Source organism: Mesorhizobium sp. M1A.T.Ca.IN.004.03.1.1, assembly GCF_003997555.1.
In the GTDB taxonomy this organism is placed as follows: Bacteria; Pseudomonadota; Alphaproteobacteria; order Rhizobiales; family Rhizobiaceae; genus Mesorhizobium.
In genome coordinates this window covers 1-248 of sequence record NZ_RZTV01000822.1, presented here as the reverse complement: position 1 = coordinate 248, position 248 = coordinate 1, and the positions used below count along the sequence as shown (strand labels likewise).

Below are 248 nucleotides of genomic sequence, written 5' to 3'. Positions count from 1 at the left end.
GTCGACGGCCGGAAACGTCATCCTGTTCGCGCTGATCGCCGTGATCATCCTGCCCTTCACCCTATGGTTCAACCGGCGCGAGGTCGAGGAATGAGAAGCGTCCGCCCCTATGTGACGGGCGCAATAGCCCTTGCCGTCGCGGCCGTCATCTTCGTCATGCCTTTCGTTTTCGTCGCTCTGCAGGCGGTGAAATCCAAATCGGAGGCCTCCCGCCTCGATTTCGAACTTCCTGAGCATTGGCTGTTCTG

At 59.7% G+C, this 248-nt stretch carries 2 pseudogenes; both read left to right on the top strand.

The annotated features are described in order from the left end of the window. Positions 1-94 (top strand): annotated as a pseudogene (locus EOD29_RS33970) (sugar ABC transporter permease); the annotation flags it as partial. Beyond that, positions 91-248 (top strand): annotated as a pseudogene (locus EOD29_RS33965) (carbohydrate ABC transporter permease); the annotation flags it as partial. The pseudogenes EOD29_RS33970 and EOD29_RS33965, both read left to right, overlap by 4 nt.